General features: G+C 66.3%; 12 protein-coding genes. 9 read left to right on the forward strand and 3 right to left on the reverse strand.

Annotated features, from left to right (window positions below):
* Positions 1-22 precede the first annotated feature (22 nt).
* On the forward strand, positions 23-1513 hold the full coding sequence (locus AWC03_RS22325; protein ID WP_085242876.1) for an aldehyde dehydrogenase: 1491 nt from the start codon (positions 23-25) through the stop codon (positions 1511-1513).
* A gap of 66 nt (positions 1514-1579) precedes the next feature.
* The gene (locus AWC03_RS22330) at positions 1580-2695 is read left to right on the forward strand and encodes an acyl-CoA dehydrogenase family protein (protein ID WP_211279277.1); all 1116 of its coding nucleotides are present in this window, start codon (positions 1580-1582) and stop codon (positions 2693-2695) included.
* A gap of 22 nt (positions 2696-2717) precedes the next feature.
* Here the strand turns inward: AWC03_RS22330 and AWC03_RS22335 are convergent, their stop codons facing one another.
* Complete coding sequence (locus AWC03_RS22335; protein WP_085242877.1) at positions 2718-3506, reverse strand: SDR family NAD(P)-dependent oxidoreductase; 789 nt, start codon at positions 3504-3506, stop codon at positions 2718-2720.
* Positions 3507-3688: 182 nt separating this feature from the next.
* On the opposite strand from AWC03_RS22335, the gene AWC03_RS22340 reads away from it, so the two are divergent.
* On the forward strand, positions 3689-4432 hold the full coding sequence (locus tag AWC03_RS22340) for an alpha/beta fold hydrolase (protein WP_085242878.1): 744 nt from the start codon (positions 3689-3691) through the stop codon (positions 4430-4432).
* 85 nt (positions 4433-4517) lie between these two features.
* Here the strand turns inward: AWC03_RS22340 and AWC03_RS22345 are convergent, their stop codons facing one another.
* Positions 4518-5609 carry a CaiB/BaiF CoA transferase family protein gene (locus AWC03_RS22345; protein ID WP_085242879.1) on the reverse strand — a complete coding sequence of 364 codons (1092 nt, stop codon included), beginning with the start codon at positions 5607-5609 and terminating at the stop codon, positions 4518-4520.
* 116 nt (positions 5610-5725) lie between these two features.
* On the opposite strand from AWC03_RS22345, the gene AWC03_RS22350 reads away from it, so the two are divergent.
* On the forward strand, positions 5726-6916 hold the full coding sequence (locus AWC03_RS22350; protein ID WP_085242880.1) for a thiolase family protein: 1191 nt from the start codon (positions 5726-5728) through the stop codon (positions 6914-6916).
* 1 nt (position 6917) lies between these two features.
* The gene (locus AWC03_RS22355; protein WP_085242881.1) at positions 6918-7331 is read left to right on the forward strand and encodes a Zn-ribbon domain-containing OB-fold protein; all 414 of its coding nucleotides are present in this window, start codon (positions 6918-6920) and stop codon (positions 7329-7331) included.
* A gap of 42 nt (positions 7332-7373) precedes the next feature.
* Here AWC03_RS22355 and AWC03_RS22360 read toward each other — a convergent pair whose 3' ends face one another.
* Positions 7374-7976: a TetR/AcrR family transcriptional regulator gene (locus AWC03_RS22360; RefSeq protein WP_085242882.1), complete on the reverse strand. Its 603-nt coding sequence runs from the start codon at positions 7974-7976 to the stop codon at positions 7374-7376.
* 146 nt (positions 7977-8122) lie between these two features.
* Between AWC03_RS22360 and AWC03_RS22365 the strand changes: the two genes are divergently transcribed.
* From AWC03_RS22365 to AWC03_RS22380, 4 genes are all read left to right on the forward strand, one after another.
* Entirely contained in the window at positions 8123-9358 is a 1236-nt protein-coding gene (locus AWC03_RS22365) for an amidohydrolase family protein (RefSeq protein WP_085242883.1), read from the forward strand.
* A gap of 187 nt (positions 9359-9545) precedes the next feature.
* A complete protein-coding gene (locus tag AWC03_RS22370) occupies positions 9546-10697 on the forward strand; it encodes a thiolase family protein (protein ID WP_085242884.1) in 1152 nt (383 codons plus the stop codon).
* Between the two features lie 12 nt (positions 10698-10709).
* The gene (locus AWC03_RS22375; protein WP_085242885.1) at positions 10710-11552 is read left to right on the forward strand and encodes an alpha/beta fold hydrolase; all 843 of its coding nucleotides are present in this window, start codon (positions 10710-10712) and stop codon (positions 11550-11552) included.
* 28 nt (positions 11553-11580) lie between these two features.
* Entirely contained in the window at positions 11581-13143 is a 1563-nt protein-coding gene (locus AWC03_RS22380) for a class I adenylate-forming enzyme family protein (RefSeq protein WP_211279270.1), read from the forward strand.
* The last annotated feature ends 44 nt before the right edge of the window (positions 13144-13187 follow it).

The raw sequence follows: 13187 nt of genomic DNA on the forward strand, positions 1-13187 counted from the left end.
TGACTTCGGACCTGGAGGAACCATGACTGACACGGCCATCGACCGGTTGACCGAGTTCAAGCTGCTCATCGGGGGCGAGCAGATGGCAGCCACATCGGGCGCGACCTATGACAGCGTGGACCCGTTCACCGGCAGGCCCTGGGCCCGGGTGCCTGATGGTGATGCGGTCGACGTCGACTGCGCGGTGGCGGCGGCCCGGACCGCTCTGGAGGGGACGTGGGGGCAGCTGACCCCCACTGCTCGCGGCAGACTCATCCACCGGCTGGGCGAGGTCATCGCGCGCGAGGCCGAGAACCTGGCCGAACTGGAGGTACGGGACGGCGGAAAGCTGCTGCGAGAGATGGTCGGTCAGATGCGCTCGCTGCCCGACTACTACTTCTACTACGCCGGGATGGCGGACAAGCTGCAGGGCGAGGTGCTACCCACCGACAAGACGAACTACCTCGTCTACACCCGCCACGAGCCAGTCGGGGTGGTCGGGGCGATCACACCCTGGAATTCGCCGCTGCTGCTGCTGACCTGGAAGCTGGCCGCCGGACTCGCGGCAGGTTGCACTTTCGTTGTCAAACCCAGCGACCACACCCCGACGTCGACGCTGGCGTTCGCGAAGCTGTTCGCCGAGGCGGGTTTCCCGCCCGGGGTGATCAACGTCGTCACCGGCTGGGGATCCCGTACGGGCGCGGCGCTGGCATCGCATCCGGGAGTCGACAAGATCGCATTCACCGGCTCGACCTCCACCGGAATCGCGGTGGGCAGAGCCGCAATCGAGAACATGACCAGGTTCAGCCTGGAGCTCGGCGGGAAATCAGCTCAGCTGGTGTTCCCCGACGCCGACCTCGACGCGGCGGCCAACGGCGTGATCGCCGGCGTCTTCGCGGCCACCGGCCAGACGTGTCTGGCCGGATCGCGGCTGTTGGTGCACGAGGAGGTCGCCGACGCACTGGTGAACAAGATCGTCGCTCGCGCTGCCACCATCAAGCTGGGTGACCCGAAGGACCCGGCCACCGAAATGGGTCCGGTGTCCAATGAGCCGCAGTACCAGAAGGTGTTGTCGCACTTCGCTTCCGCCCGTGAGCAGGGCGCGACGATTGCATGCGGCGGTGAACCGGCAGAGGAGTTGGGCGGGTTATTCGTCAAGCCCACCGTGCTGACCGGCGTCGACCCATCGATGCGAGCGGTGACCGAGGAGATCTTCGGGCCCATCCTGACGGTGATGACCTTCCGCGACGAGAACGAGGCCATCGCCGCCGCGAACGCCACCGAGTTCGGGCTGGCCGGCTCCGTCTGGACCAAAGACATCCACCGAGCGCACCGGGTAGCCGCCCGACTGCGGGCCGGAACGGTCTGGGTCAACGCGTATCGCGTTGTCGGCCCGCATGTTCCCTTCGGCGGTATGGGCCACAGCGGCATCGGCCGGGAGAACGGCATCGACGCCGTGAAGGACTTCACCGAGACCAAGGCGGTGTGGGTGGAGTTGTCCGGCGCTACCCGTGACCCGTTCACCCTCGGCTGATGTGGATCTGACGTGTCGACGGTGCCGAGCCCGACCGGGGCCTGGGAATTACCCGACGAGTTGGTCATGCTGCGGGACACCGTCCGGCGGTTCATGGGCAGCCATGTGCATCCGCTCGAGGACACCCTCGGACACGACGCCAACGGTCTACCCCGCGAACCGCTCGTCGAATTGCAGGCCAAGGCGCGTGAGATCGGGCTGTGGGCGCTGCAGACACCTGAGGAATTCGGCGGCGCCGGTCTCAGCGTGCTGGGCCAGGTGGTGGTTGCCGAGGAAGCGGCGAAGTGCAGGATGGGGGCATTCTTTCCGGCGCTGGGCGCATTCGGCGGAAACCCACCGAACATCATGTTCAAGGCGTCACCCGAGCAGTTCGAGAAGTATGCACGTCCGATCGTCGAGGGCACCATGAGCAAGGCCTACACCGCGATCACCGAAGCGTCGGGCGGGTCGGACCCTGCCCGGGCCATTCGGCTCAAAGCCGTTCGCGCCGGGTCGGATTACCTGCTCAACGGGTCGAAAATGTGGATCTCGCATGCGCCGGACGCGGACTGGGGCGTCGTCTATGCCCGGACCGGGGCGGGTCGTGACGGCATCTCGGCGTTCATCGTCGAGAAGGACACCCCCGGCGTCACCTTCACCCGTATCGCGGTGATGGCCTCCTTCGCCCCCTATGAGCTGCGTTTCAACGACGTCCGGCTTCCCGCCGATCAGTTGATCGGCGAAGAGGGCCAAGGGTTTTCACTGGCCACCGACTTCCTGGTGCACGGCCGCATCATCTACGCCGCCGGTCCGATCGGTATCGCCCAGACCGCGCTGGACATGGCGTGCCGGTGGGCCAAGGACCGTGAGGTGTTCGGCGGCAAGCTCGCCGATAAGCAGGGCATTCGGTGGATGCTGGCCGACAGCGAGGTGCAACTGCGCGCCGCCCGGCTGCTGGTCTACCAGGCGGCGTGGAATGCCGACTTGGGCCGAAACGTCGCGGTGGATGCGTCGGTGGCGAAAATGTACGGCACCGAAGCGGCCTGCCAGGTGCTGGACCGCTGCATGCAAATCCACGGCGCTCTGGGCCTTGCCGACGAACTGCCGCTGGAGCGCTGGTTTCGCGATCTACGGGTCAAAAGGCTCGGCGAAGGCGCGACCGAGATCCAGCGTGAGGTGGTCGCCCGCGCGATGCTGAAATGAGGCGCCGATAGGCGGGAAGTGCTCAGGGGGCGCCACCGTCGGCGTAGATGGTCTGACCGGTCACGAAACCGCAGACGTCGGAGAGCAGGAATGCGATCAGCGCGCCGATCTCCTCGGGCTGACCTGGGCGCTGCAGCGCGGCGTCGAAACCGAAGTCGTCGACGAGTGCCCGCTCGAGTGCCTCCTCGTAGGGATAGCCCTTGTTTTCGGCGATCAGTCCGCGAAGTGCGTGCAGCGCATCGGTTTCAACCGCGCCGGGGGCGATGCAGTTGGCGCGCACACCGGACTTTCCGTGCGTGCGGGCGATCCCACGGGTGAATGTCGCGACCGCGGCCTTGAGGCTGGCGTAGGGGATCCGCGGCTCATGCGGAGCCCGCACCGAATAGGCGGCGGTGGTCACGATCGCTCCCCTGCTGGCCGTCAGGTGAGGCAGCGCCGCCTGCACACACCGGGTGGTCGCCAACAGAACGTCGCGAAAAGCGTTCTCCCAGGCCGCGTCATCGGAGTCGATCGGCATCATCCCCGCGGTGCCCATCGTGACAGCAATACCGTCTAGGCGACCCAGAAGCCCCACCGCCTGCTCGACCACTGACAGCGCCACACCGGGCTTGCCGACATCGCCGACCAACCCGTGCGCCGCTGCGGCGCCATCGTCGGCCAGGATTGTGGCGGCAGCTTTGGCCTTATCCTCGTCGCGTCCGACCACGACCACCGCGGCACCGTCCGCTGCGAGTGCCCGCGCTCCGGCAAGACCCATCCCCGCGGTGCCGCCAACGACGACATAGCCTTTACCGCCGACCCGCAGATCCATCGCGACCTCCTACCGTAGACGTGACTGTCAGAACCCTAGATCACGGTGCGGCCCGACCCGTTCGGGGGTGGACGCGACGACGAACTCGCGAAGAAGGACTTCGCTATCAACGGTATAGCCGTCGAAGTGACACCAATGCCAGAATAGGGGCCGATGGCCACGATCGACGAAGGACCGTACGCATGACACTGCCTGATCTCGTCCTCGTCCACGGTGGTGAACATGCTGGAGACTGTTGGGATCTGACGGTCGCACAGCTGCGCAGGCTCGAATCGCGGCTGCGAATCCTCGCAGTGGACCTGCCCGGCCACGGGTCGAAGCCGGGTGATCTGGCGACGGCCACCATCGGCGAATGGGCGGACTCGGTCGTCGCCGACATCGAGGAGGCCGGCCTCGGCGACGTGGTCATCGTCGGTCACTCGATGGCCGGCGTGACGGTGCCTGACGTCGTCACCAAACTGGGCTCGGCACGGGTTCGGGAGATGATCTTGGCGACCGCGTTCGTACCGCCGCAGGGAAGAGCAATCGTGGACACCCTCGGCGGTCCTCTTGCGTTCTTCGCGCGCCGAGCCGCCACCAGCGGCAAGCCGGCGAAAGTTCCGAAGGCCGCCGCCAGATACGCGTTCTGCAATGGCATGACTCCCGCGCAGCGGACTTTCACGCTGTCCCGGCTCTGCCCGGAATCAGCGCGAATCCCGGCCGAGCCCGTCGACCGGAGCGCCCTCCCGCAGGACGTGAGGCGGACCTGGATCCTGACAACGCGAGACCGGGCACTGTCGGTGCGGTCACAGCGCGACAGCATCAACGCCCTCGGTGGCGTGCACGAAGAGATCCCGGTCGCAGCATGCCACGAACTGATGATCAGCCATCCAGAACTGTTGGCACAGATCCTGATCCAACGATGCCGCTCCTGGCAGCGCGACTAGATCGAACCGACACCGTATCCGGCCCCGACCCGGCATCTCCTAAATCTCCCCGGACCAACCGGACGTCGAGACCGAGACGACCACCCTATGCCCAATCGCGCAGGACGGCCTCGGTGTCGGCTCCGGGCACGCCGGGCGGGGTCGGCTGGGTAGGCACCGTGCGGGAGAACCGGGGGGCCGGAGCAGGAAATAGCGAGCCGTTCTCGCGGTAGAAGGTGTCGCGCTCGGTGTTGTGCGACTCGGTCTCGACTTCGCCGAACGACAGCACCGGGGTCACGCACGCGTCGCTGTTGGCAAACACGGTTGCCCAGTGGTCGCGGTCGTGGGCGGCGAAGATCGCGGTGAGCTTTGCGCGCAACTCGGGCCAGCGGGCCACGTCGTTCTGGCCGGGCAGTTCTGCCGCGTCGAGGCCCAGCTTCTCGATCAGCTCGGCGTAGAACTGCGGCTCGATCGATCCGACCGCGACATAACGCCCGTCGGCGCATTCGTAGGTGTCGTAGTACGGCGCGCCGGTGTCGAGCATGTTCGTGCCGCGCGCATCGCTCCACAGTCCCATATGGCGAAGCGCCCACATCATCGTGGCGAGCACGCTGGAGCCGTCGACCATCGCCGCATCGACGACCTGGCCCTTGCCGGAGCGTTCCCGCTCCCACAGCGCGGCGAGAATCCCGACCAGCAGGAACATCGAGCCACCGCCGAAATCGCCGACGAGGTTCAGTGGCGGCACCGGCCGCTCGCCGGCCCGGCCGACGGCGTGCAGCACACCGTTGAGGGAGATGTAGTTGATGTCGTGTCCGGCCTGCCGGCTGCGCGGCCCGCTCTGGCCCCACCCCGTCATCCGGGCATAGACCAAGCGGTGGTTGACCTTTGCGCAGTCCTGCGGGCCCAGCCCGAGATGCTCGGTGACGCCGGGCCGGTAGCCCTCGATCAACACGTCGGCCTTGGCGATCAGCCGCAGGACCAGATCGCGGTCCTCCTCGGTCTTGAGGTCGGCTGCCACCGACCGACGGTTGCGCAACACGTGGCTGCTTGCCTTGGTGGGGTTGCCCGACCGCTTGCCCGGCCGCTCGACGCGCACGACGTCGGCACCCAGGTCGCCGAGGATCATCGCAGCGTGCGGGCCGGGACCGATACCGGCCAGCTCAACGACTCGCAAACCCTTCAGAGGTCCCGCCATATCTCTACCGCCCTTTCCCAACGGACCCGGGTATACCGATATCTATTTAACGGTATAGACTGGCGCGAACGGCTGGGTCGGCAACCCGTTCGCCGTCCGACGACCTAGGGAGAGACATGGGGACAGCAACGCCCCGCGCAGTGATCATCGCCGCCGCCCGCACGGCGATCGGCACTGCACGCAAGGGCACATTGGCCAACATGGACGCCATCGATCTCGCGAAGCCGGTTGTCACAGCGGCCATCGACCGATCGGGCCTAGCTGCCTCGGACTTCGAGGACCTGGTGCTCGCCGAGAGCATGCAGGGCGGCGGGGACAGCGCCCGCTACGTCGCGGTCGACCTGGGACTCGACCAGATTCCGGGAATGGCCGTCAATCGGCAGTGTGCGTCCAGCCTGACTGCCATCGCCGTGGGCGCGGGTCAGATCGCCGCGGGGATGAGTCGTGCGGTGTTGGCGGGTGGGATGGAATCCTGTTCCACCACGCCGCTTCTGCGTAAGCGCAAGCCCTTCACCACCGGCAAGTCCGCCGAGGACTACCAGGATCCGTGGATGCCGCTCTCGCACCCGCCCGCCGACGATGCGCCCGCAATCGACATGTCGATCACCGTGGCGCACAACTGTGCGGTGCAGTACGGCATCACCCGGCAAGACCAGGACGAGTGGGCGCTGCGCTCACACCAGCGCGCGATCAAAGCCATCGACGCAGGTTCGTTCCTCGACGAGATCGTGCCCATCGAAGTGCCCCAAGCCGACGGCTCGACGGTCGCGTTCGCCGAGGACGAGCATCCCCGGCGGGGCACCACGCTCGAGGTGCTGGCGGGCTTGAAGGTACTGCACCCGGAGATCGACGGTTTCACCGTCACCGCGGGCAATTCCTCGGGCATCAACGATGCGGCCGCGGTGGTCGCCCTGGCAGCCGCCGGCTCGCAGGTCGCTCCGCTGGCCAATGTACTCTCGTGGGCCGCGGTCGGTGTGGCACCCAACCGCACGGGCAGTGGGCCGATCACCGCGATTCCCAAGGCACTTGAGCTGGCCGGCCGCACGATCGATGACGTCGCACTATTCGAGATCAACGAGGCCTTCGCCGCGCAGGCGGTCGCCTGCGCGCGGGAACTGAAACTCGACGAGGAGATTGTCAACGTCTACGGCTCGGGCATCAGCCTCGGCCACCCGATCGCGGCCACCGGTGCGCGGATGGTGACCTCGGCTATCTATGAACTTCGCCGCCGCGGCGGCGGCATCGGCGTGCTGTCGATGTGTGCCGGCGGCGGGATGGGTGCTGCAATGGTTATCGAGGTGGTTTGAGATGAGCGCGTTGATCAACGAGGGACTGTTCCGGGTCGACGGCGACCGTTCGGTGCTGTTCGGTTCGCGCCGACGCTCTACGGATGTGGTGAAGTTCCCCGCCGAGCGTCCGGAATTATTCGATGGCACAGACGATATCGAGCCGATCGAACTGTCCACCGAGGGAACCCTGTACACCTACACCACCCAGGAGTTCGCACCGCCGCTGCCCTACAAAGGCCATCGCAGCCCCGAGAAGTTCCGGCCATATGTGGTGGGCTTCGTCGAACTGCCGGAGGGTCTTTTGGTAGAGGCCCTGATCGTGGGTGCATCCTCCGATGCTCTACGCATCGGCCAGCCGATGGTGTCGACCACGACGACCCTGGAAACCGCTGACGGGCAATCGTTTCTGACCTATGCGTTCCGCCCGGCCTGACATCGTTGGACCCGGCGCGACCCGGTCAAAGCCGGCCTGCAGTCAGGGGCGGGCCATGGCATGGATCATTTCGGCGACCACGGCGATCATCTCGTCGCGGTCCACGGGGACGGACTGGGTCTGTACCGCATACCACGAACGGTCGAGCAGACCCATCACGGCCACACCGATCACCTCTGGCGAGTGTGCTCCGGCGCCGCCGATGGCTTGTCCCAGCTTCCATGCGGCACGCGTCAGCATGCGGTTGCGGGAACGGCGAAACGCCTCATCATCCGGGGCGGAGTGGGCCGAGGCCAGCACGAACGCGCCGTGGCGATCGAGGTAGGCGAAGTAGTCGCCGACCCAGTTGCGAAGATCGTCGCGCGCCAAGGTTCCACCGAAATCCTCCAGAACGGAAAGTACCGCGAGCACATCGTGATACGCGGTCTCACCGAGAACGTTGAAAACCTCACGCTTGTCCTTGAAGTAGGTGTAGAACCCGGCACGCGAGATGCCGCAAGATTCGGTGATTGCGTTGATTGGTGTGCCGGCATAGCCGCGCTCGAGGAAGAGTTGGCGGCTGGCGTTGAGTATCGCGGTCCTCGTGCGCACGCCACGGGTGGCGTCCAACTCCTCGGCGGGCCGGGAACCCGAAGTCACTGTCATGGCCAAGACCGTATACGACAGGAATGTCAACTGGCAATCGCTGCACTGCAAAGTGCCTGCTGCGGTATTTACAGCGTCACTACTTGACACTATTGTCAAGTTAGGTCAAGCTCGACAGCACGCCGAGTAAGAGGAAGAGGCAAGCGATGACGCAGTTCACCGAGGCACCGATCTTCGATGCCGACCAGCACATGTATGAAACGCCGGAGGCACTGACCAAGTATCTGCCCGAGCAGTACCGGTCGAAGGTGCAGTTCGTCCAGATCGGCCGGCACACCCGCATCGCGATCCTGAACAAGATCACCGACTACATGCCGAATCCGACGTTCGAGCGGGTCGCCGCCCCCGGGGCGCACGAGAAGTTCTACTCCGGGCAGAATCCCGAGGGACTGTCGATGCGGCAGATGTCCGGCCGCGGTATCGAGGCGCCGGCCGGTTCCCGCAACCCCGAGGACCGGATTGCCGAGATGGACCGGCAGGGGGTGGAGGCGTGCCTGAACTTCCCCACCCTGGCCAACCTGGTCGAGCATTCGGCCGCCGAGGATCCCGATCTGACGGCGGCGATCATTCACGCGCTCAACCAGTGGATGCTGGAGCACTGGGGCTATGTCTACGCCGACCGGGTCTACTCGACCCCGGTGCTCACCCTGGGGATTGTCGACAATGCGCGCCGCGAGCTCGAGTACATCCTGGAGAACGGGGCCAAGGTCGCGCTGATCAAACCAGCACCGGTCAACGGTTACAAGGGCTGGCGATCGCCCGCACTGCCCGAGTTCGATCCGTTCTGGAATGACGTCCAGGCCGCCGGACTGCCCATCGTGCTACACGCCAGCCAGCCCCCGCTGCAGGAGTACATCGACAGGTGGGAGCCCCCGGAGACCAGCAGTGCCTTCGAGATGTCAGCGTTCAAGTGGACTGCTCTCGGCCACCGGGAGATTGCCGACATGCTGACCAGCCTGATCTGCCACGGCACCCTCACCCGGTTCCCGAAGCTGCGCATCGCCAGCGTCGAGAACGGCAGCTCCTGGATCCATCCGCTGTTCTACGACCTGGGCGAGACCTACAAGAAGATGCCGCAGAACTTCGAGGAGCATCCGCACGATGTCTTCCGTCGCAACATCTGGGTCAGCCCGTTCTGGGAGGGCCGGGTATCCGATGTGGTCGAAACCGTCGGTTGGGACAAGGTGCTGTTCGGTTCGGACTGGCCCCATCCCGAGGGCCTCGCGACACCCAAGGGCTATTGGAAGTACGCCGAGGGGATGGACAGGCGACGCACTTACGACTTCATGGGTGACAACGCCCGTCGGTTCATGGGCTTGCCGATCCGCAACCCCGACCCCGATGCGGTGAACCCGCCGGTTCTGGAAACCGCTGGCGCATAACAGTCGAGCAGGAGAATGGCCCGAGCATTCACTCGGGCCATTCTCCTGAGTGGTGAGCGGTGGCCCCCTGAGGCCGCAAAGATCCTCTCTAATCCGATATATAGTTATAGACTTAGCGCCGCAGCGAGGAATGCCGGACGCCGGTCGGCAATGCCGCCTTCGCCCCGCAGTGCCCGAAAGGAGCCCCATGAGCAGCCCTGACATCGCCATCATCGGCGTCGGAATCCACCCCTTCGGTCGGTACGCAGATCGCTCCGCGCTGGAGTTGGGAGCGGTGGCAATCAACCGGGCGGTCAAGGATGCGGGAATCCATTGGACCGACGTGGACAGCCTCTACGCCGGCAGCCTGGAGGTGGCGAACCCCGAGGCCGTCACCGGAATCGTGGGCATGACCGGCTTACCCGCGCGCGCCACCCTGAGCGGATGCGCCACCGGCAACTCGTTGTTGACGCTGGCTGCGCGTGATGTGTTGGCCGGCGAGGCGGAGATCGCCGTCGGTGTGGGGCTGGACAAGCACCCCCGCGGCGCATTCGGTGCCGACCCGTCAGTGTCCGGCCTGCCGCAGTGGTACGGCGACCAGGGCATGTTCTTGACGACCCATTACTTCGGCACGAAGATCATGCGCTACATGCACGACCACGACATCAGCGAACAGACGCTGGCCCGGGTTGCGGCCAAGAACTTCGCCAACGGCGCCCTGGCGCCGCACGCGTGGCGCCGCAAGGCGATGAGCGTCGAGGCGATCCTGGACTCACCGGTGGTGAACGCCCCGCTGCGCCAGTACATGTACTGCAATCCGAACGAGGGCGCGGCGGCCGTGGTGGTCTGCCGCGCCGATAAGGCAAAGCAGTACACCGACACCCCGATCTATCTGCGCGCCTCAGCGCTGCGCAGTCGCCGCGAGGGTGCCTACGAGCTGCTGCGCACCTCGATCGAGCTGCCGATAGTGCCCGGAACCACCGCCGAGGCGGCCAAGGCCGCCTACGAACAGGCCGGGATCGGACCCGAAGACATCGACGTCGCGCAGTTGCAGGACACCGACTCCGGGTCGGAGATCATTCACATGGCCGAGACCATGCTGTGCAAGGACGGCGAACAAGAGGCACTGCTGGCCGATGGCGCCACCGAGATCGGCGGCCGCATCCCGATCAACACCGACGGCGGGCTGCTGGCCAACGGTGAGCCGGTCGGCGCGTCGGGCCTGCGGCAGATCTACGAACTCGTCCATCAACTACGGGGGACCGCCGGCGAACGCCAGGTGCCCAACGACCCCCAGGTGGCCCTGGCCCAGCTGTACGGGGCACCCGGCACGGCCGCCGTCGCCATCCTCAGCAAGTAGGCGCGGGCCCGGATGTCCAAAGACGGTTCGGTCACCGTCGACGACGTCGATATCCGCTACACCGAAAGCGGTTCCGGCCCAACGCTGGTCTTCGTCCACGGCGCCTACGTGACCGGCTCGCTGTGGGACGACGTCATCGCTCGGCTGTCCGCCGGCTTCCGGTGTGTCGCGCCGAGCTGGCCGTTCGGCGCACAGTCTGCGCCCGTCGGCGCCCCGAACCTGGGGGTGGCGGCCGCGGGACGACGGATCGTGGGTCTGCTGGAGGTGCTCGACTTGCGCGACGTCACGTTGATCGCCAATGACACCGGCGGGGGCATCGTGCTGGCCGCGCTGGGCGACACGGCACTGGACTTCGGCCGGGTGTCGCGACTGGTGTTCACCAATTGCGACAGCTATGAACACTTTCCGCCGAAATCGTTCGCGCCGATCGTGAAGTTGTGCGGTTCGAGCGCCCGCGCCGGCGCCGTGGTGATGCGGGCGCTGGCGACCGGCCCGGGCCGGTCGTTCTTCGCCTCGGCGGTCACTCGGCACGGCATCCCCGCCGAGCGCCAGCCCGCCATCTTCGGCGGGTTTATGACCTCATCTGCGGTCCGCCGAGAAGCGGTCCGGTTCAGCGCCGACCTCAACCCGCGCTACACACTCGCTGCGACCGGCGCCATCGCCGAGTGGAACAAGCCGGCGCTGATGGCGTGGGGATCCCAGGACAAGATGTTCCCCCTGACACATGCGCAGCGGCTGGCCGAGGCCTTCCCGAACGGCCAACTGCGCACCATCGAGGACAGCTCGACCTACGTGATGCTGGACCAACCCGACGAATTAGCCACCACGGTGACCGATTTCGTCAGGAATTCCTAGTGCATCCGGTGAACCCAAGGACATGTCGGTGAGCGCCCGCACCATCGCCGGTCTGCTCGATGACGCCGCGGCGGCCCGGCCCGCCCAGCCCCTACTGCTTGATGTCGACGGCAACGCGCTCACCGCCGGAGAGGTCGCGTTGCTGTCGCTGGCAGCGACCAGATGGCTGCACGATCAGGGAGTGCGACCGGGTATGACGGTGGCCTGGCAACTGCCCTCGACCGTCCCGGCCGCACTGCTGATGCTGGCGCTGGCCCGGTCCGCGGTCAACCAGGCTCCCATCATCCACATCTACCGCAGCCGCGAGGTGGCGCAAGCGATCGAGGTCGGCGATGCCGACGTGCTCGTCGTTGACGGCTCCACTGCCGCCAACGCCCCCGCCGGCATGCATGTGATCACCGTCCCCGACGGGTTCGTCGGCATGCTCCGCGGTCTGCACCAGACCGCACGCCCAGAGCTTGCCCCGGCCAACCACGACGCAGCCGAGCCGCGGTGGATCTATTTCACTTCCGGCACCACCGGCAGCCCCAAGGGTGTGGTGCACAGCGACACGACATTGCTCTCGGCCGCAAAGGGATTCACCGAGTACCTCGGCCTGGGCAGCCACCCGGCTGAGACCGGCACGATCTGCTTTCCGATCGCCCACATCGGCGGGATGGTGTATTTGTCGTGTGCCCTGCTGGCGGGATACCCGTTGCTCATGGTCCCCAGGTTCACACCTGAACAGCTGCCCGGGCTGCTCGCCGAACACAACGTCACAGTCGCGGGCGGAGGCAGCGCCGTCTATCAGATGCTGGTATCGGCGCAGCTCGGCAGCGGCGCTGCCGAACCGCTCATGCCCAGCCTGCGCATGCTGATCGGCGGCGGCGCCCCATGCCCACCCGAGTTACACCGGCGGGTCCGCCAACATCTTGGTGTTCCCGTCGTGCACGCCTACGGCATGACCGAGGCGGCGATGATCTGCGTCGGCCGCGTCGACGACACCACCGAGCAGCAGATCCAGACCAGCGGCTCGGCGATCCCCGGCTCCCAGATCCGCATCGTGCGCTATGAACCCGACGGCACCCGGACCGTGCTGCCGCCGGACACCGAGGGTCAGATCGAGCTATGCGGGGCCAACATGACCCGGGGCTACCGCGACGAGCAGCAGTGGGCCGCCGCGCTCACCGACGACGGGTGGTTCCGAACCGGCGACCGCGGGCTGCTACGGCCCGACGACCACATCGTCGTTACCGGCCGCACCAAGGAACTCATCATCCGCAAAGGCGAGAACATCGCGCCCGCCGAGATCGAGAGCGAACTGCTGCGCCACCCCAGGGTCGACGAAGTCGCCGTGGTCGGGGTGGCCGATGAGTTACGCGGCGAGCTGGTCTGCGCCGTGGTGCGCCGATCACCGCGGCACCGGGATCCGACGCTCGACGAATTGTGCATCTTCCTCGACGAGCGCGGCCTGATGAAGCAGAAGTGGCCCGAGCGTCTGGTAATCGTCGACGACTTCCCGATGACCGGCCTGGGCAAGGTGGCCAAAGCCGAACTGGCACGGCAAATTGCGCACCACGGGCCCGACCGAACCGGCTGCCCGCCGCGATAGCCCGATTTGCTTGCTGGCAGGCGATGCGGTGACTACCATCGCAG

It is taken from the genome of Mycobacterium europaeum, assembly GCF_002102155.1.
GTDB classification, from domain to species: Bacteria; Actinomycetota; Actinomycetes; order Mycobacteriales; family Mycobacteriaceae; genus Mycobacterium; species Mycobacterium europaeum.

What these genes read in the sequence shown, in the direction of transcription:
- AWC03_RS22365 (WP_085242883.1), top strand. Translation starts at nt 8,123, where the DNA reads ATGACGCAGTTCACCGAGGCACCGATCTTCGATGCCGACCAGCACATG.
- AWC03_RS22335 (WP_085242877.1), bottom strand. Translation starts at nt 3,506, where the DNA reads ATGGATCTGCGGGTCGGCGGTAAAGGCTATGTCGTCGTTGGCGGCACC.
- AWC03_RS22330 (WP_211279277.1), top strand. Translation starts at nt 1,580, where the DNA reads ATGCTGCGGGACACCGTCCGGCGGTTCATGGGCAGCCATGTGCATCCG.
- AWC03_RS22325 (WP_085242876.1), top strand. Translation starts at nt 23, where the DNA reads ATGACTGACACGGCCATCGACCGGTTGACCGAGTTCAAGCTGCTCATC.
- AWC03_RS22360 (WP_085242882.1), bottom strand. Translation starts at nt 7,976, where the DNA reads ATGACAGTGACTTCGGGTTCCCGGCCCGCCGAGGAGTTGGACGCCACC.
- AWC03_RS22370 (WP_085242884.1), top strand. Translation starts at nt 9,546, where the DNA reads ATGAGCAGCCCTGACATCGCCATCATCGGCGTCGGAATCCACCCCTTC.
- AWC03_RS22375 (WP_085242885.1), top strand. Translation starts at nt 10,710, where the DNA reads ATGTCCAAAGACGGTTCGGTCACCGTCGACGACGTCGATATCCGCTAC.
- AWC03_RS22345 (WP_085242879.1), bottom strand. Translation starts at nt 5,609, where the DNA reads ATGGCGGGACCTCTGAAGGGTTTGCGAGTCGTTGAGCTGGCCGGTATC.
- AWC03_RS22355 (WP_085242881.1), top strand. Translation starts at nt 6,918, where the DNA reads ATGAGCGCGTTGATCAACGAGGGACTGTTCCGGGTCGACGGCGACCGT.
- AWC03_RS22350 (WP_085242880.1), top strand. Translation starts at nt 5,726, where the DNA reads ATGGGGACAGCAACGCCCCGCGCAGTGATCATCGCCGCCGCCCGCACG.
- AWC03_RS22340 (WP_085242878.1), top strand. Translation starts at nt 3,689, where the DNA reads ATGACACTGCCTGATCTCGTCCTCGTCCACGGTGGTGAACATGCTGGA.